Source organism: Pseudomonas sp. CFBP 5748 (assembly GCF_053850495.1).
Window position 1 is genome coordinate 1 of sequence record NZ_JBSPTN010000010.1, and the last position, 19765, is coordinate 19765.

At 61.6% G+C, this 19765-nt stretch carries 16 protein-coding genes; 10 read left to right on the top strand and 6 right to left on the bottom strand.

Going from position 1 to position 19765, the window contains the following annotated elements:
• Positions 1-285 precede the first annotated feature (285 nt).
• From ACWNZ1_RS21585 to ACWNZ1_RS21615, 7 genes are all read left to right on the top strand, one after another.
• On the top strand, positions 286-894 hold the full coding sequence (locus tag ACWNZ1_RS21585; protein WP_256454144.1) for a YqiA/YcfP family alpha/beta fold hydrolase: 609 nt from the start codon (positions 286-288) through the stop codon (positions 892-894).
• 42 nt (positions 895-936) lie between these two features.
• The gene (gene parE / locus ACWNZ1_RS21590; RefSeq protein ID WP_135843403.1) at positions 937-2841 is read left to right on the top strand and encodes a DNA topoisomerase IV subunit B; all 1905 of its coding nucleotides are present in this window, start codon (positions 937-939) and stop codon (positions 2839-2841) included.
• Positions 2841-3827 carry an esterase-like activity of phytase family protein gene (locus tag ACWNZ1_RS21595; RefSeq protein ID WP_280944639.1) on the top strand — a complete coding sequence of 329 codons (987 nt, stop codon included), beginning with the start codon at positions 2841-2843 and terminating at the stop codon, positions 3825-3827. Before parE ends, ACWNZ1_RS21595 begins: the two co-directional genes overlap by 1 nt.
• Positions 3824-4345 carry a retropepsin-like aspartic protease family protein gene (locus tag ACWNZ1_RS21600; protein ID WP_135843405.1) on the top strand — a complete coding sequence of 174 codons (522 nt, stop codon included), beginning with the start codon at positions 3824-3826 and terminating at the stop codon, positions 4343-4345. Before ACWNZ1_RS21595 ends, ACWNZ1_RS21600 begins: the two co-directional genes overlap by 4 nt.
• A gap of 10 nt (positions 4346-4355) precedes the next feature.
• The gene (parC, locus tag ACWNZ1_RS21605) at positions 4356-6620 is read left to right on the top strand and encodes a DNA topoisomerase IV subunit A (protein ID WP_135843406.1); all 2265 of its coding nucleotides are present in this window, start codon (positions 4356-4358) and stop codon (positions 6618-6620) included.
• Between the two features lie 178 nt (positions 6621-6798).
• Positions 6799-7503 carry a PqiC family protein gene (locus tag ACWNZ1_RS21610; RefSeq protein ID WP_135843407.1) on the top strand — a complete coding sequence of 235 codons (705 nt, stop codon included), beginning with the start codon at positions 6799-6801 and terminating at the stop codon, positions 7501-7503.
• A 150-nt stretch (positions 7504-7653) separates the two neighbouring features.
• A complete protein-coding gene (locus ACWNZ1_RS21615) occupies positions 7654-8061 on the top strand; it encodes a DUF3224 domain-containing protein (protein WP_256454147.1) in 408 nt (135 codons plus the stop codon).
• A gap of 205 nt (positions 8062-8266) precedes the next feature.
• Here the strand turns inward: ACWNZ1_RS21615 and ACWNZ1_RS21620 are convergent, their stop codons facing one another.
• Complete coding sequence (locus tag ACWNZ1_RS21620; protein WP_135843409.1) at positions 8267-9781, bottom strand: AhpA/YtjB family protein; 1515 nt, start codon at positions 9779-9781, stop codon at positions 8267-8269.
• Positions 9782-9914: 133 nt separating this feature from the next.
• Between ACWNZ1_RS21620 and serB the strand changes: the two genes are divergently transcribed.
• Entirely contained in the window at positions 9915-11129 is a 1215-nt protein-coding gene (gene serB / locus ACWNZ1_RS21625; protein WP_135843410.1) for a phosphoserine phosphatase SerB, read from the top strand.
• 109 nt (positions 11130-11238) lie between these two features.
• Here the strand turns inward: serB and ACWNZ1_RS21630 are convergent, their stop codons facing one another.
• The 4 genes from ACWNZ1_RS21630 to ACWNZ1_RS21645 all read right to left on the bottom strand — a co-directional run bounded on the left by ACWNZ1_RS21630 (position 11239) and on the right by ACWNZ1_RS21645 (position 16468).
• Positions 11239-12999, bottom strand: coding sequence for a molecular chaperone (locus tag ACWNZ1_RS21630; protein ID WP_256454148.1), 1761 nt, complete (start codon positions 12997-12999; stop codon positions 11239-11241).
• A gap of 189 nt (positions 13000-13188) precedes the next feature.
• On the bottom strand, positions 13189-14052 hold the full coding sequence (asd, locus tag ACWNZ1_RS21635; RefSeq protein WP_135843412.1) for an archaetidylserine decarboxylase: 864 nt from the start codon (positions 14050-14052) through the stop codon (positions 13189-13191).
• Between the two features lie 19 nt (positions 14053-14071).
• Positions 14072-14887 (bottom strand): thiosulfate sulfurtransferase, encoded by an 816-nt coding sequence (gene rhdA / locus ACWNZ1_RS21640; RefSeq protein WP_256454149.1) that lies wholly within the window; start codon positions 14885-14887, stop codon positions 14072-14074.
• A gap of 42 nt (positions 14888-14929) precedes the next feature.
• Positions 14930-16468, bottom strand: a complete 1539-nt coding sequence (locus ACWNZ1_RS21645; protein WP_265072633.1) for an HDOD domain-containing protein — start codon at positions 16466-16468, stop codon at positions 14930-14932.
• A 166-nt stretch (positions 16469-16634) separates the two neighbouring features.
• Between ACWNZ1_RS21645 and motA the strand changes: the two genes are divergently transcribed.
• Complete coding sequence (gene motA / locus ACWNZ1_RS21650; protein WP_135843415.1) at positions 16635-17486, top strand: flagellar motor stator protein MotA; 852 nt, start codon at positions 16635-16637, stop codon at positions 17484-17486.
• 3 nt (positions 17487-17489) lie between these two features.
• Positions 17490-18521 (top strand): flagellar motor protein MotB, encoded by a 1032-nt coding sequence (gene motB, locus ACWNZ1_RS21655; RefSeq protein WP_135843416.1) that lies wholly within the window; start codon positions 17490-17492, stop codon positions 18519-18521.
• 166 nt (positions 18522-18687) lie between these two features.
• On the opposite strand, the gene rsgA is transcribed toward motB, so the two are convergent.
• Positions 18688-19719, bottom strand: coding sequence for a small ribosomal subunit biogenesis GTPase RsgA (gene rsgA / locus ACWNZ1_RS21660; protein WP_135843417.1), 1032 nt, complete (start codon positions 19717-19719; stop codon positions 18688-18690).
• Positions 19720-19765: the final 46 nt, after the last annotated feature.

Below are 19765 nucleotides of genomic sequence, written 5' to 3' on the forward strand. Positions count from 1 at the left end.
CCACATCGTTCTGGTATCCCTGATAGAAACTTCAGGGGATTTTACCTAAGACCTTGAAAGGGATGGCCGTAAGGGCGAAACCATAAGTAGCCGTTACCGCGAAAATGGATATGTACTCAGTCAAAAACATCCCGGCCGGCTGTCAGGCCGCCATCGCGAGCAAGCTTTGCTCCCACAGGCACCGTGATCAACTGATCATCGGCGACAACAAGACGGTCAAATCCCCCAAACCCCCACAAACTCCCTGTAAACTCCGGCCTTTGCCCAACACCCAGGGAGTCGGCAATGTCGGGTTCTATCCTTTATATCCATGGCTTCAACAGCGCCCCAGCATCGACCAAAGCCTGCCAGTTGACCGAGGTGATGGCACGCCTGGGCCTGAGCGACCAATTACAGGTACCCGCCTTGCACCACCACCCCCGCCAGGCCATCGGTCAGCTGGAGCAGGCGATTGCACAACTGGGGCGGCCGCTGCTGGTCGGCAGCTCGCTCGGCGGCTACTATGCGACTCACTTGGCCGAGCGCCACGGCCTCAAGGCCCTGCTAGTCAACCCTGCCGTTAGCCCCCATCGGATGTTTGACGGTTACCTGGGCACGCAGAAGAATTTGTACACCGACGAAACCTGGGAGTTGACCCACGACCACGTCACGGCCCTGGCCGAACTGGAAGTGCCGGCGCCCCGGGATCCGCAGCGGTTTCAGGTATGGTTGCAAACCGGTGACGAAACGCTGGATTATCGCCACGCCCAGCAGTATTACCGCGCCTGTGCCTTGCGTATCCAGGCCGGCGGCGACCACAGTTTCCAAGGGTTTGCCCAGCAGTTGCCGGCGCTGTTGAGTTTTGCCGGCATTGGCGCCGATTTGTACCAGGCGATCGACTTCACGTCGCTGTGAGCCCATCGCCCCTTTTTCATTGAACACTGACGACGAGACCCCATGGCCACTCCCAGCGCTAGCTCTTATAACGCAGACGCCATCGAAGTCCTCTCGGGCCTCGACCCGGTGCGCAAGCGTCCCGGCATGTACACCGACACCAGTCGGCCGAACCACCTCGCCCAGGAAGTCATCGACAACAGCGTCGACGAAGCCTTGGCCGGGCATGCGAAGTCGGTGCAGGTCATCCTGCACGCCGACCATTCGCTGGAAGTCAGCGACGACGGTCGCGGCATGCCGGTGGACATTCACCCTGAAGAGGGCGTGTCCGGTGTCGAGCTGATCCTCACCAAGCTCCACGCGGGCGGCAAGTTTTCCAACAAGAACTACCAGTTCTCCGGCGGTTTGCACGGGGTGGGTATTTCCGTGGTCAACGCCTTGTCGACTCAGGTCCGAGTACGGGTCAAGCGTGACGGCAACGAATACCAGATGACGTTCGCCGATGGCTACAAGGCCACTGAGCTGGAAGTGATCGGCACCGTCGGCAAGCGCAACACCGGGACCAGCGTGTATTTCGCCCCGGACCCGAAATATTTCGATTCGCCGAAGTTTTCCGTCAGCCGCCTCAAGCATGTGCTCAAGGCCAAGGCCGTGCTGTGCCCGGGGTTGCTGGTCAGTTTCGAGGACAAGGCCACCGGCGAGAAAGTCGAGTGGCATTACGAAGATGGCCTGCGTTCGTATCTGGTGGACGCGGTCAACGGTTTCGAACGTCTGCCCGACGAGCCGTTCTGCGGCAGCCTGGCCGGTAATAAAGAAGCGGTGGACTGGGCGCTGTTGTGGCTGCCCGAAGGCGGCGAAAGCGTCCAGGAAAGCTACGTCAACTTGATCCCTACGGCCCAGGGCGGCACTCACGTCAACGGGTTGCGCCAGGGTTTGCTCGATGCCATGCGCGAGTTCTGCGAGTTCCGCAACCTGCTGCCCCGTGGCGTGAAGCTGGCGCCGGAAGACGTCTGGGAACGCATCGCCTTTGTCCTGTCGATGAAGATGCAGGAACCGCAGTTCTCCGGCCAGACCAAGGAGCGCCTGTCGTCCCGTGAAGCGGCGGCGTTTGTTTCCGGGGTGGTCAAGGATGCGTTCAGCCTGTGGCTCAATGCCAACCCGGAAACCGGTTTGGCCCTGGCGGAGCTGGCGATCAATAACGCCGGGCGCCGCCTTAAGGCCAGTAAAAAGGTCGAGCGCAAGCGCATCACCCAAGGGCCGGCATTGCCGGGCAAGCTCGCCGATTGCGCCGGGCAGGACCCGATGCGTTCCGAGCTGTTTTTGGTGGAAGGTGACTCCGCCGGTGGTTCGGCCAAGCAGGCGCGGGATAAAGAGTTCCAGGCGATCCTGCCGCTGCGGGGCAAGATCCTCAACACCTGGGAAGTGGACGGCAGCGAAGTGCTGGCCAGCCAGGAAGTGCACAACATTGCGGTGGCCATCGGCGTCGATCCGGGCGCCGAGGACATGAGCCAGTTGCGCTACGGCAAGATCTGCATCCTCGCCGACGCCGACTCCGACGGCCTGCACATCGCCACGTTGCTCTGCGCGTTGTTCGTCCAGCATTTCCGCCCGTTGGTGGACGCCGGTCACGTCTACGTCGCGATGCCGCCGCTGTACCGTATCGACTTGGGCAAGGAGATTTACTATGCCTTGGACGAGGCCGAGCGTGACGGCATTCTCGACCGCCTGGTGGCCGAGAAGAAACGCGGCAAGCCCCAGGTCACCCGATTCAAGGGCCTGGGCGAGATGAACCCGCCGCAACTGCGCGAAACCACCATGGATCCGAACACCCGCCGCCTGGTGCAGTTGACCCTGGATGATTTCGAAGCCACGTCGGAAATGATGGACATGCTGCTGGCGAAAAAACGCGCCGGCGATCGTAAGACCTGGTTGGAATCCAAAGGCGACCTGGCTGAGGTGCTGGCCTGATGCGCAACGGTTTCGCCCTGGCGTTACTGTTGTGGGTAGGGGGTGTGGCAGCAGGTCCTGCACCGGAGCTGAAGTTGCTGTCCGAGCATGCCGTCGATGGCCTGCGTGGCGGCAACCTGTCCGGGCTGGCTCTGTGTGGCGGCGAAATGTGGACGGTGTCTGATCGCGACGATGATCGGATCTACCGTCTCGCGCCGTCCGAGGCTCCGGTCTGGCAGGCTGAGGTGGTGGATATCGAGGTGCCTGCGGTGCCGGACAGTGGTTTCCCCTGGGGCTTGAAGTCTCGAACCTGGGCGGCGTCGTTCTTGCGCGGTGGTGAGCTGGATTTCGAAGGCATCAGCTGTGACAGTGCCGGCAACCGCTATGTGGTCAGCGAGTCCCATGCCGCGGTGTTGCAGGTACCGCCGTCGGGGCCTGCGTCCTGGTTGAAAATCGCCCCAACATTGATCCGTCAGGCCCGGGGCAGCGGCATGTTGCTGCATTTCAATGCCTTGTTCGAAGGCCTGGCGGTCAACCCGGCTGGTGATCAGTTGTGGCTGGCGGCGGAGCGCGAACGCCGTGGCCTGTTGCTGATCAAGCGTCAGCAAACGGTGTGGGACTGCGATGGCAATTGCGTGCTGCTCAGTGAAGCGGGGAAGGAAATGCAGCCGGTGCAGTTCCCTGATCCCAAGGCGGTTTCACGGGATTTCGCCGACCTGTCATTGTTCAACGGCAAACTGTTTACCCTGGAGCGCAACGCCTTTCAGGTCTGTCGCCGTGACCCGCAGACCGCCAAGGTGGAGCGCTGCTGGTCGTTCGCCACCGAAGCGTTGCAGGACAACCGTCGTTATCCCCAGGCCTACGGGCTGGCCGAAGCGCTGGTGGTGGACGCCGAGGGTGCCTGGATCGGCCTGGACAACAACGATGGCGCCCGCGCCGACGGCGAAACGCGGCCGATCATCTGGCGCTTCGCCGCGCCGGACGGTGGCTGGAGCGCCTCGCCATGAGCCAGCAACCGCCGGGCAAGCGCGCCGGCCGGGTGTTGATGATATTGGCCTGGTGCGCGGCGCTGTTTCTGGCGACGCGGTTTTTTGCCCAGTGGGAGCAGCGCCAGCAAAACCCCAATACCCAGGTGTATTCGCAACGGGGCGAAGGGTTTATCGAGGTGAAGTTGGTCGGCAATGTGCAGGGGCATTTCGTCGCCAGCGGCCAGATCAACGGCCAGCCGGTGGATTTCATGCTCGACACGGGCGCCACCGACGTGGCGATTCCGGTGGAGCTGGCCGAGCGCCTCAAGTTGGAAAAAGGTTTCGGCGTGACGTTGAGTACCGCCAACGGTTTGAGCGAGGGCTATCGCACCCGCATCGACCGGCTGCAATTGGGTGACATCGTCTTGCGCGATGTCCGTGCCCTGGTGGCGCCAGGCCTGGGTGGCACGCAAGTGCTGCTGGGCATGAGCGCCCTGAACAAACTTGAATTCACCCAGCGCGACGGCACCATGCTGCTGCGCCAGACAACGAACTGATGAGGCCCGCATGAGCGACATTCTTGCAGACAGCTTAGACGGCGTAGAGCGCCGATCGCTGGCTGACTTCACCGAAAGTGCCTACCTCAATTACTCCATGTACGTGATCATGGACCGCGCCCTGCCGCACATCGGCGACGGATTGAAGCCGGTCCAGCGGCGGATCATCTATGCCATGAGTGAGTTGGGGCTGGACGCCGACTCCAAGCACAAGAAGTCGGCACGGACCGTCGGTGATGTGCTCGGTAAGTTCCATCCCCATGGCGACTCGGCCTGCTATGAAGCCATGGTGCTGATGGCCCAGCCGTTCAGCTATCGCTACACCCTGGTGGACGGGCAGGGCAACTGGGGTGCGCCGGACGATCCCAAGTCGTTCGCGGCCATGCGTTACACCGAGGCGCGGCTGTCGCGTTATTCCGAAGTGCTGCTCAGCGAATTGGGCCAAGGCACGGCGGACTGGGGGCCGAACTTTGACGGCACCCTCGATGAACCCCTGGTGTTGCCGGCACGTTTGCCGAATATCCTGCTCAATGGTACCACCGGCATCGCCGTGGGCATGGCCACTGACGTACCGCCCCACAACCTGCGGGAAGTGGCCGCGGCGTGCGTGCGGCTGCTGGACGAGCCGAAAGCCACGGTCGAGCAACTCTGCGAGCATATCCAGGGACCGGACTACCCGACCGAAGCGGAAATCATCACGCCGCGCGCCGATCTGCTGAAAATCTACGAGACCGGCCGCGGTTCGGTGCGCATGCGCGCCGTGTACCACATCGAAGACGGCGACATCATCGTCACATCGTTGCCGCATCAAGTCTCCGGGGCCAAGGTGCTGGAACAAATTGCCGCGATGATGCAGGCAAAACCGTCGAAAGCGCCGCAAGTGGCCGACCTGCGTGACGAGTCCGACCACGAAAACCCGTGCCGCATCGTGATCATCCCAGTCAACAGCCGGGTCGATCACGACGCGCTGATGCAACACCTGTTCGCCAGTACCGACCTGGAGTCCAGCTACCGGGTCAACATCAACATCATCGGCCTGGACGGCAAGCCGCAGTTGAAAAACCTGCGGGCGTTGCTGGTGGAGTGGCTGGAGTTCCGGGTGAAGACCGTGCGCCGGCGCCTGCAATTCCGTCTGGACAAGGTCGAGCGCCGCTTGCACCTGTTGGACGGTTTGCTGATTGCCTACCTCAACCTCGATGAAGTGATCCACATCATCCGCACCGAGGAGCACCCCAAGACCAGCCTGATCGCGCGCTTTGCCCTGAGCGAAATCCAGGCCGACTACATCCTCGACACTCGCCTGCGGCAATTGGCGCGGTTGGAAGAGATGAAGTTGCGCGCCGAACAGGATGAACTGCTCAAGGAGCAAGCCAAGCTGCAAGCCTTGCTGGGCAGTGAAGCCAAGCTCAAGAAGCTGGTACGCACCGAGCTGATCAAGGACGCCGAAACCTATGGCGATGACCGTCGCTCGCCCATCGTCGAGCGTGCCGAAGCCAAGGCGCTGACCGAGCACGATCTGCTGCCGAACGAGAAAGTCACCGTCGTGCTGTCGGAAAAAGGCTGGGTGCGTTCCGCCAAGGGCCACGACATCGACGCTACGGGGCTTTCCTACAAGGCCGGGGACGGTTTCAAGGCCTTGGCGGCCGGGCGTTCCAACCAGTTTGCGGTGTTTGTCGACTCCACCGGCCGCAGTTATTCGGTGCCGGCGCACACCCTGCCATCGGCTCGCGGTCAGGGCGAACCATTGACGGGTCGATTAACTCCGCCACCGGGTGCAACTTTTGAATGCGTGCTGATGCCTGATGATGATGGGCTGTACGTTATTGCATCGGACGCGGGTTACGGCTTCGTGGTCAAGGGCGAGGATCTGCAAGCCAAGAACAAGGCGGGCAAGGCGTTGTTGAGCCTGCCGAACAACGCCAAGGTGATTGCGCCGCGGCCTGTTGCGGATCGGGAAAGCAACTGGCTGGCTTCGGTGACGACGGAGGGCAGGCTGCTGGTCTTCAAAATCAGCGACTTGCCACAGTTGGGTAAAGGCAAAGGCAACAAGATTATCGGGATTTCCGGCGAACGGGTGGCAAGCCGCGAGGAATATGTCACGGATATTGCAGTGTTACCGGAAGGTGCCACGCTTGTGCTACAGGCTGGCAAGCGTACGCTTTCATTGAAGGCAGACGATCTTGAACATTACAAAGGTGAACGCGGTCGGCGGGGCAACAAGCTTCCAAGAGGGTTTCAGCGGGTCGATGCACTGCTCGTCGAAAACCTGAATTAAGCGTCCTAGAGCGCTCGGTCTGCGATTAAAAGCCGCAGGCCGATGCTTTCGCGCTGGAGTCGGGAAGCATATTCACGGATGATAGGCCCTTTCAAGCGCCGGCGTGGCCGAGCGTTCTTCATAATGACCGAGTATTTTTCACTGTGGTAAGCCTTGTGGCCGCCACCTGGACGGGACGATGACTGCTCTGCGCCTTCCTATTTTGTGGCTCGCTGGCCTGCTTGGCCTGGCGGGTTGCAGCGTTAATCAACCGGTGTCGCTGTATCAACTCGACAGCGGAACTCCGGCCCAGCCTGCGCAAAGTGCAGGCATGGCGGTATTGCTGGGGCCGGTGCTGATCGCCGACTACCTGCAACGCGAAACCTTATTGCAGCGTCAATCGGATGGCAGCCTGCAGGCCGCCACTGATGGCCGCTGGGCCGGTAGTCTGTCCTCGGACATCGACCAGTTGCTGTTGCGTCAGGTCGCCGGGCATCTGGACAGCCAGCGCGTCGTATTGGCGCCGGCCACCCAAGGCTTCACACCGGATGTCCAGGTGTTGCTGTCGATTACCCGTCTGGACTCGGGCAAATCGCAACCGGCGGTGCTCGATGCGCAATGGCGGTTGATCGACCGTCGCGGCAAGGTTCGCGAGAACCGCATCATTCATCTGCAAGAGCAACATGCTGGCACGACCGCGGCGCAAGTCCAGGCTCAAGGTGTGCTTCTGCAGCGCCTGGCTGAGCAGTTGTCCGTATCGCTCAAGCCGTTGGCCAACCAGCCTCCTATCGCAGAAGTTCCACGCAAGCCCGCTCCTGCCCCGGCCAAGCCGGTAGAAAAGGAAAAGGACAAGATTCCCATGGCCTTGCCTATTCGCACGGACATGGAAGTGTTCAGGTTCTGACGCCAGGACTGGATGCAAAACAAAGCCCGCGTTGACGCGGGCTTTGTTGTTTCTGGGGTGCAAGGGCTCTTATTCCTGGTGGACGTCAGGCAAGATGAGTGCCCGGCGAATCGGGCCTCCCACAGAACGACAAGGAAGAGTTAAACCCCTATGAAAACGACCGTCAGTTGCACCTTTCAGATAACCGGTTGGGATGAGAAGCCGTCGCAAATTCTTGAGGACGCTCCAAAACTTTCCCATGCCAACATCACGCAGTCCTATTCCGGTGCCATCGAGGGAACCAGTAGCGTCGAATACCTGATGTCCTATAGCACTGATGGCACCGCGTGCTTCGTGGGTTTTGAGCGCATTTGTGCGGTGGTGGCCGGTAAGCGCGGAACATTTGTTGCCCGGCATTCGGGATCATTTTCCGAAGGCAAGGCGCGCAGTACCTGGAGTGTCGTGGAAGGCGCCGGCAGCGGGGAGTTGGTCAATCTGAGTGGTAATGGCAGCTACGTGGCTGGCCATGGCGAGCCGGCACAGGTTTCATTTGAGTATTCGTTTGAGTCTGATCGCTAGGATGTGTTGGATGGGCGCGAATCTGTAGTCTGGATTTGTGCTGTCTGTCCTGACGCCTTTGCGAGCAAGCCCGTTCCCACAAGTGATCTGTGCAAGTCACTGATCCAATGTGTGCGGGCTTGCTCGCGAAGAGGCCAATGACGGCAACAAAAAAGCCCGCAGACAATCACTCATCTGCGGGCTTCGTCATTTCAAGTGCTGAGGCTCAGGCCTGGCGTTCATGCATCCGTGCCAGTTGCCGTTCCAGCATCGATGGGTAAGGCTCCATCAGGCGCTCCACGCAGCACGCGCCTTCCGGGCTGGCGATGGGGCGAATGCGTGCGCGTTGGCGGATCAGCGCATTGTCATTGATCTTGCGCTCCACCAGCAGCAGGTTGCGACTGTGTTGCGACAGGGCCAGGGCGTCCTGGGCGGTTTCGGTCAGCAACAGGTCGATCTGGCTCAGGCCGAACAGCCCATCACCCAGGGTCAGGCCCAGTTGCAATTGCAGGGTGATTCCGCTGTCGGCGACCTCGATCTGCAATTGGTGACCCAGGGCCCGCAGTAACTCACCGCAGCAAATGGCGTTGGTCAGGTAGTCGTCACCGCTGTCCTCGGTGTGGAACAGCATCAGCGTGCTGCCGTCGTTCAAGGTGTGCACTTCGCCCTGATAAAGCGACGCAGCCTGGTCGAGGCAGTCACGGTAGCGTTCGAGTAGCTCCTTCAGGCGTGCCTGGGGCAGGCGGCGCAGTTGTTCCTGGGCGCCCAATTGCACGGCCAGCACGGCACTGTGCTGTGGCTGGTTCGAGGCGACAGGCCGGGCGACGGGTTGCGGCGTGCCAGCGACCGATTCGTCCCGCAGGTCGGCAAAGGCGTCGTCGTCTTCATCGTCTTCAACGGTGCGTACCACGTGGCGTGGAGCCGCTTTGGCGGCTGGCATCGGCTGGCTTTCGTCGAAGCCCGGGTCGCGCAGGTTGCGCACTTCGAAACCTGGCTCGGCATCGTCGTCAACGTAATCGATGTCCTCAGGCTCCGGCACGGGTTCAGGCTCCGGCGCGAAACTGGCGTGCAGTTGCCGGGCCAGGTCGCCGATTTCGTCCTGGCGCTGGGTGGCCGGGGTGTGTTCGTCGATGTCCCGCAGCCAGACGCGCAATTGCAGCAGTGGCGTGGAGATGTGTCGGCCCAGGCGCAGGCTCAAGGCCAAGGCCAGCGCCAGCAGTATCGCGCTGAGGATGCCCATGCTTTGCAGGCTGATGGTCATCGGTTGCTGGAACTGATCCATGTCCAGGCTGATGCGCAGTTGCCCGGCGGTCACGTCCTGGAAGGTGATCTTGCTCTGGTACATGCCGCCGGATTCGCCCAGCAGGCCAGGCTTGGGACGCTGGCCGGCCTCGGCGAGGATGCGGTTGTCCACGCTGTAGATGGCAGCATGGGCCACCAGTTTGTTCTTGGTCAGGTTGTTGAGCAGCACGTTGAGACTGAGGATATCGTTGGACACCAGCAGCTCGGTGGCAGAGGTTGCGGTCTGGGTGGTCAGGCTCTCACCCAGGGCATCGGCCTGCTCATGCATGGCCTGCTTGAACTGCAGACCCATCACGCAGGCATAGATGACCAGGGCCAGGGCGACCAGAATCACGTTATGGCTGGCAATGCGCAATGCAATCGGCACGCGACGGTGGCGCAGTGCGCGGAAGATCAGCAGGAAGAAATTGTCGGTTTTGACTGGCGTGGGCCGGTTCACTGAGCTCGGCTCTTTGTCCGTGAAATTGACGCGCAGTATAGCGACAGCCCCATGACCGGCAAAGCACTGGCGGTGCCCGATGGTCACTGAATGTGGGTAGAATGCGGTTTTTTTCCACCTGCGGGGGTGCGCCTTGCGCGAAATCGTCCTGATAAACATCACTGGCAGCGACCGTCCGGGTCTGACTGCGGCCATTACCGGCGTTCTGGCCCAGGGTGGTGTGAACATTCTCGACATCGGTCAGGCGGTGATTCATGACACGCTGTCGTTCGGCATCCTGGTTGAAATCCCGGACGCCGAACAGAGCAAGTCGGTGCTTAAAGACATCCTGTTCACCGCGTACAAACTCGACCAGCAGGTGCGTTTCACCCCGGTCTCCGAAGCCGACTACCAGCAATGGGTGGCCGGTCAGGGCAAGAAGCGCCACATCGTTACCCTGTTGACTCGCAAGGTCACCGCCGAGCAGTTGCAGCGCGTCAGTTCGATCACCGCCAAATATGACCTGAACATCGATCACATCGACCGTTTGTCCGGGCGCATGCCGCTGGATACCCCGGACGACAAGGGCAAGGGCTGCATCGAGTTCTCTGTGCGCGGTGAACCGGCCGATCCCCAGGCGTTGCGTGCCGAGTTCCTGAGCGTGGCCCAGGAGCTGAATGTCGACATCGCATTCCAGGAAGACTCGCTGTTCCGTCGTAACCGCCGCCTGGCGGTATTCGACATGGATTCGACGCTGATCGAAGCCGAAGTCATCGACGAGTTGGCCAAGGCGGCCGGCGTCGGTGACCAGGTGTCGGCCATTACCGAGCGTGCCATGGCCGGCGAGCTGGATTTTCGCGCCAGCTTCAAGGAGCGCCTGGCGCTGCTCAAAGGTCTGGACGTCAACGTGCTGGACGCCATCGGCGCCTCCCTGCGCCTGACCGAAGGTGCCGAGACTCTGTTCGCGGAACTCAAGCGCCTGGGCTACAAGACGGCGATCCTGTCTGGCGGCTTCACCTACTTCGCCAAGCAGCTGCAGGCCAAGCTCGGCATCGACTACGTATTCGCCAACGAACTGGAAGTGGTGGATGGCAAGGTGACCGGCGTGGCCGTCGAGCCCATCGTCGATGCCCAGCGCAAGGCGGACCTGCTGCGTGAGCTGGCCGAGAAGGAAGGCCTGCGCCTGGAGCAGACCATCGCTGTGGGCGACGGCGCCAACGACCTGCCAATGCTGGCGATCGCCGGCTTGGGCGTGGCGTTCCGGGCCAAGCCGCTGGTAAAACAGTCGGCCAGGCAGGCGATTTCAACCCTGGGGTTGGATGGGGTGTTGTATCTGCTGGGCTTCAGGGATCGGGATGGGCAGCTTTAAGCCCGACGCTTACCTGTGTAGGAGTTGCCGAAGGCTGCGATTTTTTGATCTTTCGCTTGAGACTCAATTGTTCTTGGAAAGATCGCAGCCTCGCTTCGCTCGGCAGCTCCTACAGCGACTTCCACAACGAATCAAAATCTCCCTCAGCGTCGTTGCCATCACCGGTCTCGCCTGAATCCTCCTGGTGATAAGCAAACTGGTTGAAGCTGTGGGTGCTGGTGACCCGTCGGTCCAGCCCCGCCCGGCGTTCCTGGCCATTGGTATTGATCAGCACGTGCTGGCCCTCCTGAAAAGGCAGGCGCGGGGCGATCATGGTGGCAGGCAGGTCAATGGCGCTGATCTCGGGAAGCAACAGCCCTCGCAGGTAGTGGCCGTGCTCATTTTCTTCGCGCACCAGTTGCAGTCCGCAAGGCTGGGCATGGGGCGCGACCAGTTCGATGCCCATTTGCATGGCGCCGTTGCGCACCTGGCGGATCCAGCGCACCACCGCGATGCTCCAGGCTTGATCGCTGGTGTCCCGAATGCCGACCATTTCCCCGGCTTGTAGCTGCTCCGGCACCTCTTTTGGCCAGCCAAGGCAGTAACCGCCGGGGCTGTGGTTGATGATCGGCAGGTCGTAGGTGGGGAAGTGGTGCTGGTTGTCGGAACTGGTGCCATCGTCATCGGCCGGGTTGACCGGATACTCGATTTCTTCATAGGGCAGCAGGTCGCTGTCGCCGGCCGGGGCGGCGTCGAAGGCTTGTTTCCAGGTGTCGTTGGCCTTGGTTGGCGAGGCCTCGAAGCGCGCCTTGCGCGTGCTGGGGTTTTTCAGGATCTCGCTGAAAGAGCGCTCGCCGCCGAGGTAGTAGTGCAGCGCACTCATGCCCACGCACAACGTGAGCGTGCCATTGCCCTCGGTACGCTGAAAGCTGCGTTCAGCGGCTTCGCCCCAGGCGGCTTGCAGGTGATGCAAAGTGTCGGCGCTCATGCCGCCGGGGACTGGCAGGGTGTGGTCGGCGGGTTGTTCCAGATGGCCGGCAATCGCGCGTACCAGTGGTTGTGGATCAAACCCCTGCAAAGTCGGCTGCTGCTCGGCCCTGAACTTGGAGCGATAGCGCGGCCCGACATCCAGTTCCGGCGCGACGGCGAACAGGCTGGCGGTGACGGCGGTCGGATCGAGCTTGACCCACTGGCTCCAGGACTCCAGTACCTCGGCCAGCCGTGCGATCTGGCCCTGGCGCAGTTGATTGCTGCGTGAGGCGCCCAGCAGCAGGGCGACCACATAGGTTTGCTCGGCATTCAACTGTTGCACCTGGCTAGCCAGTTCATCGCTTACGTTGAGGTGCTGCAACCGGTGCTGGCAGGCGATCCGGTACAACTGATGCAAATCGAGCCACAGTCCTTCGGGCACAGGACTGTACAACTGGGTAACACGCAGCAGCGTGCCGTCGAGGGCATGCATCGCCCGTTGCAGCGCGGTGCTCAGCAGGCGGGCCTGGTCCTTGGTGTACTTCGGGGCGATGCGCGCCACGATCTGTTTGTAGCCCATTGCCAGTTGGGTTTGCAGGGCCTGGCACAGGTTGACGATCTTGCGTGAGCGATCATCCAGCATGATGGCCTGTTGCAGGAAGTGCCGCTCCAGGTGCTTGCAGACGTAATACACCTCGGGTCGCAGCAATTCGAGCAACTGCAGGCGATTATCGCTGGGCGTGAGTAACTGGTTGAGTTCGCCGAGGGCCTGATACAGCAAGCGGGCGGTTTCGCCGATGTTGGCCTTGGGCAGGTTGGCGATCCAGCGCTTGAGGTCGCGTGGCGTGGCGTCGCAGAACGACAGGCGTGATTGCGTCGGGGCCAGGACGCGCAATAACTGGAGAGGGCTGGTCTCATTCATGCCGTGGACGGGCTCCGGCGGGAAATGAAAGGGATGTTTCCAACTCTAGCAGTTGTAGTCAAAAGAAGTGCGCTATCTATGCTGGATACCCTGGGGGAGCGAGCTTGCTCGCGATGGCGTCGGACCAGTCGATATCAAGGTGACTGAAGAATCGCTATCGCGAGCAAGCCCGCTCCCACATTTGATCTTTTATTCAGACTTTGGCAGCGCCAGCCCCTGGCCCATCTGCACGGGTGAACCGGCCACCAGTTCTTCGGCCCATTTCACCTGGTCCGGCCCGAACAGCACGATGGCGGTGGAGCCCAGTTTGAAGCGGCCCAGTTCGGCGCCTTTTTCCAGATGGATCGGCGCGCGGGCGGCTTCGTCATAGCGGAAAGTCTTGAGTTCACGCTTGGGTGGAGTCACCAGGCCGGCCCAGACGGTCTCGATGGACGCCACGATCATGGCGCCCACCAGCACCACGGCCATCGGCCCGCGCTCGGTGTCGAAAATGCACGCCACGCGCTCGTTGCGTGCGAACAACTCCGGAACGTTTTCAGCAGTGGTCTGGTTGACCGAGAAGATCCGTCCGGGGATGTAGACCATTTCCCGCAGGGTGCCGGCCAACGGCATGTGCACGCGGTGGTAGTCCTTGGGCGAGAGGTAAATGGTGGCGAAGTCGCCGCCCATGAACGGCGCTGCGTTGGTCGAGTCACCGCCCAGCAGTTCCAGCACGCTGAAGCTGTGGCCCTTGGCCTGGAATACCCGGCCGTGCTCGATCGGGCCGAGCTGGCTGACGGCGCCGTCGGCGGGGCTGAGGATCGCGCCCGGGGTTGGGTCCAGTGGGCGTGCGCCGTCTTTCAAGGCGCGGGTGAAGAATGCGTTGAAATGCTCATAGGCGGTCAGGTCTTCCACCAGGGCCTGGGACATGTCCACTTGATAGCGCTTGGCGAACCACGCGGTGAAGGCATTCTTGAACCAGCGCACGCGGCATTCGGCAATGCAGCCGGCCAACCGCGACAGCAGATGGTGGGGCAACAGGTATTGAGAGAGGATGAACAAACGGTTTTTCATTAACTGTCCTTAAGAACCTTCAGAGCTCGATAGGGGTGTCGGGGTGGTTGCCCCATTCGCCCCAGGATCCGGCGTAGCCTTTGACTCGCGGATAACCGAGCGCCTTGGCCACCAGATAGGTGAAGCCAGAGCGATGGTGAGTCTGGCAGTGGGTGATGATTTCTTTGTCCGGCGTGATGCCCAATTGCTCGAGGATCTGCGGCATATCCTTGCGAATGCGCAGGTTGCGCGCCTGATCCATGCCGGCGGTCCATTCGAAATTGATCGCGCCGGGAATGTGTCCACCCCTGGCGGCGACGACTTTCTCGCCGGAGTATTCCAGCGGGCCGCGTGCGTCCCAGATTGCCAGGTCGGCGGCGCCGAGACGGCTTTGCAGGTACTCACGAGTGGCCGTGGGTTCGTCGTGCAGCGTCAGGTTCACCGCGCCGGCGACGGGTGCGGGCACTTCAGTGGAGACGGGCAGGCCCTCGTTCAGCCACGACAGCAGGCCGCCGTCGAGGTAGTGGTAGTGCGAGTGGCCGATCACGTCCAGTAGCCAGATAAAGCGCCCGGCCCAGCCACCGCCTTCATCGTCATAGACCACGTAGACCGCATCCGGGTGATGCCCGAGCTCACCGAACAGCGCTTGCAGATCGGCTTTGGCCGGCAACAGGCCTGGCGCTGGGGGCAGGCCCAGTTGCGTGCGCTTGGGGTCGACGAAACGTGCGCCGGGAATGTGTCCGGTGCTGTAGCGGGCGGCGCTGGTCAGGTCCACCAGGATCAGTTCGCGGGCGTCGAGGCGCGGCAGCAGCTCGCTCGGCTCGATCACCAGCGGCAAGCCAGAGAAGTCAGGCATGTGAGGTCTCCAGGGGCGCAAAGGGAAACGATTGTAGCAAGTTCAGCGACTGCGGTTGGTAAAGGTATGCAGGGCTCTTTCGATGCATTGCACGGTTTTGCCGAAGGCCTGCACGGTCACGTCCGAGAACGGTCCGCCGCCCTGGTCCACGACCACCAGCATGATCACCCGACCGTTGCAGGTCAGGGAACGCAACAGCAGATGCTCACCCCGGAATAGGCCGCGCAGGCCCGGCGGCAGCAGCGCGGAAAACTGCGCATTGTTCTCGGGGTTAAGGCGCACCTGGGCCTGCTGGGCCAGCAAGCGCTGCAAGACCTTGCTCTGGTTGATGGAGAAACTCATGGCCGCTGCATCCTGGGGCAAGCCGGCGGTTTGATGTACGCGCACGCTGGTCTGGCTGCGGTCGGCCATCAGAATCATCACCCGGCGCATACCGCACGCCACCAGCGCATCCCGAGCCGAGGTGGTCAGGTGGATAGCGTTGCTGAAGGGGCTGGGTTCCACCAGCAATTCGGCACATCGTTTGCGCCATTGACCCAGGTCCTCGGCGCTGGGCGGGGCGGCTGGCAGCAAACCGGGGTGAATGCGACGACTGCCCCAGGGCCAGATCAGCGCCACGGCCGGGTGCCAGAGGTCTGGCATGGTGTGATGGCGGGCACTGTTGACGGCCTGTTGGTGCAATTGCTGCTGGATTTCATCCATGGACATTTGCAGATACAAACTAGTGAGGTATTGCCAGCGGGCACTGTGAGGACCGTCCCAGGCCTGTTGCGCTGAAAGGGCCAGGCCGTTGGCCAGCAACACGGTGTTGGCCGGCTGATTGAGCCAGCGTCGCAGGATCGGGTCGTCGTCCAGGCGATTCTGCTGGCGCAGCGGGTGTTCGCTGTCCCGGGCGATGCGCAGCACTTTCACCAACTCGCGGCGTTCATTGAGTAACAGGCGGTAGCCCTGTATGACCCAGACGGGCAGCCGCCAGGTCTCCACCAGCGCCAAACAGATTTTCAGCAGGCCGACGCCGAACAGCTCGCGCTCCACCTTGCTGGCCGGCTCGCCTTTATGGATGACCCGCAATTCCCATTCTTCCAGCAATCGCGGGTGAGTCAGGGCCAGAGGCCAGAGTGGTGACAGAAACAACAGGCTGCCCCAGTGGATGTCTTGCCACAGCCGCGCCAGGCGGCTGGCAAAAAAACCATTGGCCTGTTGTGTCGCGTGTTGGCTGATCAATTGCAGCTGGCGCAGGGCAACGGGTATCAGTTGCTCCGGCAACGAGGGCAGGCGGGCAAGCAGTTCTTCGGTGCGCTTGAGACCGAGGCGGTTGATGGCCACTTCGAGATTTTCCGCAGGTTCTGCAAGGCTGCCATGGGTGTGATGGTTGGCTTCGCGGATGACGCTCAGTGCCAGGGCAGGGCTGTCCTGGATGAGCTCGGCGATGTCACGCAATGACCGACGACTGTCGGCAATGGCCTTGCAGACCAGGTCATGACTGGCCTGGGGCACCGGCAGGTGCACGCCCTCGAGCAGCTTTACCCAGCCTTCGAGCGTGGTCGGTCGCGCAGTTGATGTCTTCGTTTCGTGAGTCATGGTTGGACGTGATCATCGGATGAAGTATCTACGCCCGGAACGGGGCAAATTGGCTTTTCGCCAGAACTGGCTATAGTCTGGCGCAGTTTTGCCGATAAGTAGAAGAAGAGATTTTCCAGCTTCCGAATATGACCTTGAACCCGACTTAAATAAGTACTTTCTACCTATGGCTAAAATTATCGGCATCATTGTCGTGTTCGCGAGCGTGCTCGGCGGATACGTACTCTCCCATGGCAAGATTGCCGCCCTGATCCAACCTTTCGAGGTGCTGATCATCGGTGGCGCGGCCCTCGGCGCATTCTTGCAGGCCAACCCTGGCTATATGACGATGCATGTGCTCAAAAAATCCCTGAGCATGTTCGGTTCGCGCTTCAGTCACACCTTCTATCTTGAAGTGCTGGGGCTGATCTATGAAATCCTCAACAAGAGCCGCCGCGAAGGCATGATGGCGATCGAGGGGGATATTGAAGATGCCTCCGCCAGCCCGATCTTCGCCAAGTACCCCTCGGTGCTCAAGGACGCCCGCATGACGGCGTTCATCTGTGATTACCTGCGCATCATGTCGTCCGGCAACATGGCGCCCCATGAACTCGAAGGTCTGTTCGACATGGAGCTGTACAGCCTCAAGGAAGACTTGGAGCACCCGTCCCACGCGGTCAATGGCATCGCTGACGGCATGCCCGGCTTCGGTATCGTCGCGGCGGTATTGGGCATCGTGGTGACCATGGCTTCCCTGGGCGACGGCGACCAGAAATCCATCGGCCTGCACGTGGGGGCGGCACTGGTGGGTACCTTCTTCGGTATTTTGGCCGCGTATGGTTTCTTCGGCCCGCTGGCCCACTCCCTGGCCCACGACGCCAAGGAAGAACTCAATGTCTACGAAGCCATCAAGGCTTCCCTGGTGGCCTCGGCCTCGGGCATGCCGCCATCGCTGGCAGTGGAATTCGGCCGCAAGGTCCTGTACCCGGCGCACCGTCCAAGTTTCGCCGAGCTGGAACAAGCGGTTCGCGGTCGTTAAGTCATGGAAAATAATCAGCCGATTATCGTCAAGCGCGTCAAGCGCATTGCCGCCGGGCATCACGGGGGCGCCTGGAAAATCGCCTTCGCCGACTTCGCGACGGCGATGATGGCGTTCTTCCTGGTGCTGTGGCTGCTGTCCACCGCGACCCCGGAACAGAAGATCGCCATCGCCGGTTACTTCAAGGACCCGGTGGGTTTTACTGAAAGCGGCACGCCGTACATCATCGACCTGGGCGGCTCACCGACCCTGGCGCCGGACACGACTCTCAACCCTGAAGTCAAATCCGAGCCCCAGCCCGACAAGGTGACGGTGGATTCCGAGCAGGTCGAAGGCATGGCCGAGCAGGTCGAGCGTGAACGCCTGGAATTGCTGCTGCAGGAGCTGCAGAACAAGGTCGAAGAGAACCCGCAGTTGCAGAAATTCAAGGACCAGATCCTCTTCGAAATCACGCCGAACGGCTTGCGCATCCAGATCATGGACGCCGAGAACCGGCCGATGTTCGATTCTGGCAGCGCGCGGCTGAAACCTTATTTCGAGGACATTCTGCTGGCCATGGCCGACACCATCAAGGCGGTGCCGAACAAGATCAGTATCAGTGGCCATACCGATGCCAAGCCTTACATAGGTAAGGGCGATTTCGGTAACTGGGAATTGTCTGCCAACCGCGCCAACGCGGCCCGTCGCGCCTTGGTGGCCGGCAGTTATCCCGACGAGCAGGTGGCGCGGGTGGTCGGTTATGCGTCCTCGGCGTTGTTCGATCGCAAGGATCCATTCAACCCGGTCAACCGGCGTATCGATATCGTGGTGTTGACCAAGAAGGCCCAGCAAGCCATCGAAGGTTCGCAAACCGATGATCCGGCCCCGGATCCTGCCCAGGGCGCGCCGGGCGAGGTGCCGCAGACGCCGGGCGCAGCGGCTGATCCGAACGCCTTGCCGGCGGACCAGCAGCCCGTGCCGGCCCATGAGCTGCGCGAACGTCTGAACCTGTTCGACGACGCCGCGCCGAAACCGGCCGAGCCGCCTGCGCAGTAACCCACAAAAAAGCCGACATCATTGTCGGCTTTTTTGTGGATCACTGTTCGCATTAGGCTTGCTCCCGCTGGGCTGCGAAGCAGCCCCATCCAAGGTGAGTGCTTCGCACTCAAGCGGGAGCAAGCTCCCTCGCCACAAGAGTGATTGGTTCCATATTGCGTGCAGGTCAGTAACTACTTTCCGGCAAGCTGGCGATGATCGAGCGGTAGCTGTTCATCCGTTGCTGATGCACGCGGCCTTCTTCCAGGGCCTTGAGCAGGGCGCAACCGGGTTCGCGGTCGTGCTTGCAGTCGCGGAAGCGGCAGGTGCCGATCAGGTCGTTGAACTCGATGAACCCGGCTTCGACATCGGCCCGGCTGACGTGGCCCAGGCCGAATTCGCGGATGCCTGGCGAGTCGATCAATTCACCGCCGCCAGGGAAGTGGAACAACCGCGCGGTGGTGGTGGTGTGGGTGCCTTGGCCAGACAGTTCGGACAACGGCCCGACGCGGGTTTCGACTTCCGGCAGCAGGCTGTTGACCAGCGATGACTTGCCGACGCCGGATTGGCCGACGAACACGCTGATGCGTCCGTCCAGTTGCTGTTGCAACTGCTCCATGCCGTTGCCGTGATGAGCCGAGACTTCCAGCACCGGGTAACCCAAATCCCGATAAACCGACAGCAAGGCATTCAGCGCCGGGGCGTTGTGCTCGTCGATCAGGTCGAATTTGTTGAGCAGTAACAGTGGGCGGATGCCGGCGTGTTCGGCCGCCACCAGGTAGCGGTCGATCAGGTTGGCGTGGGGTTCGGGCAGCGGGGCGAACACGATGACGATCATGTCGACGTTGGCGGCCACCGGCTTGAGCTGGCCGCGGCTGTCCGGACGGCACAGCTCGGTGTGGCGCGGCAATTGCGCGACGATCACGCCGATACCCTGGTTGCCGGCACGCCAGACCACCTTGTCGCCGGTGACCAGCGCTGGCAGGTTGGCTCGCAAGTGGCAGCGGAACACCTGGCCGGCCAGTTCGCCTTCGCAGGCTTCGACCTCGACCTGCACACCGAAGTGTGCGATCACCAGGCCGGTCTGTTCAGGGCCCAGGTCGCCGCCCTCCAGGGCCTCGACCGCACTGGACTCGCGTTTGGCGGCGCGGGCGGCGCGCTCGCCCTGGATCTTTTCGATGCGCCAGTTCTGACGACGATTGAGTTGGCGTTTGGCCATGGGTGTTCCGTATGAAGAAATGCAGCGAATAGGGTAAAACGGCCGC

What these genes read in the sequence shown, in the direction of transcription:
- ACWNZ1_RS21615 (WP_256454147.1), top strand. Translation starts at nt 7,654, where the DNA reads ATGAAAACGACCGTCAGTTGCACCTTTCAGATAACCGGTTGGGATGAG.
- parC (WP_135843406.1), top strand. Translation starts at nt 4,356, where the DNA reads ATGAGCGACATTCTTGCAGACAGCTTAGACGGCGTAGAGCGCCGATCG.
- motA (WP_135843415.1), top strand. Translation starts at nt 16,635, where the DNA reads ATGGCTAAAATTATCGGCATCATTGTCGTGTTCGCGAGCGTGCTCGGC.
- ACWNZ1_RS21610 (WP_135843407.1), top strand. Translation starts at nt 6,799, where the DNA reads ATGACTGCTCTGCGCCTTCCTATTTTGTGGCTCGCTGGCCTGCTTGGC.
- asd (WP_135843412.1), bottom strand. Translation starts at nt 14,052, where the DNA reads ATGAAAAACCGTTTGTTCATCCTCTCTCAATACCTGTTGCCCCACCAT.
- rsgA (WP_135843417.1), bottom strand. Translation starts at nt 19,719, where the DNA reads ATGGCCAAACGCCAACTCAATCGTCGTCAGAACTGGCGCATCGAAAAG.
- motB (WP_135843416.1), top strand. Translation starts at nt 17,490, where the DNA reads ATGGAAAATAATCAGCCGATTATCGTCAAGCGCGTCAAGCGCATTGCC.
- parE (WP_135843403.1), top strand. Translation starts at nt 937, where the DNA reads ATGGCCACTCCCAGCGCTAGCTCTTATAACGCAGACGCCATCGAAGTC.
- rhdA (WP_256454149.1), bottom strand. Translation starts at nt 14,887, where the DNA reads ATGCCTGACTTCTCTGGCTTGCCGCTGGTGATCGAGCCGAGCGAGCTG.
- ACWNZ1_RS21595 (WP_280944639.1), top strand. Translation starts at nt 2,841, where the DNA reads ATGCGCAACGGTTTCGCCCTGGCGTTACTGTTGTGGGTAGGGGGTGTG.
- ACWNZ1_RS21600 (WP_135843405.1), top strand. Translation starts at nt 3,824, where the DNA reads ATGAGCCAGCAACCGCCGGGCAAGCGCGCCGGCCGGGTGTTGATGATA.
- ACWNZ1_RS21645 (WP_265072633.1), bottom strand. Translation starts at nt 16,468, where the DNA reads ATGACTCACGAAACGAAGACATCAACTGCGCGACCGACCACGCTCGAA.
- ACWNZ1_RS21585 (WP_256454144.1), top strand. Translation starts at nt 286, where the DNA reads ATGTCGGGTTCTATCCTTTATATCCATGGCTTCAACAGCGCCCCAGCA.
- ACWNZ1_RS21630 (WP_256454148.1), bottom strand. Translation starts at nt 12,999, where the DNA reads ATGAATGAGACCAGCCCTCTCCAGTTATTGCGCGTCCTGGCCCCGACG.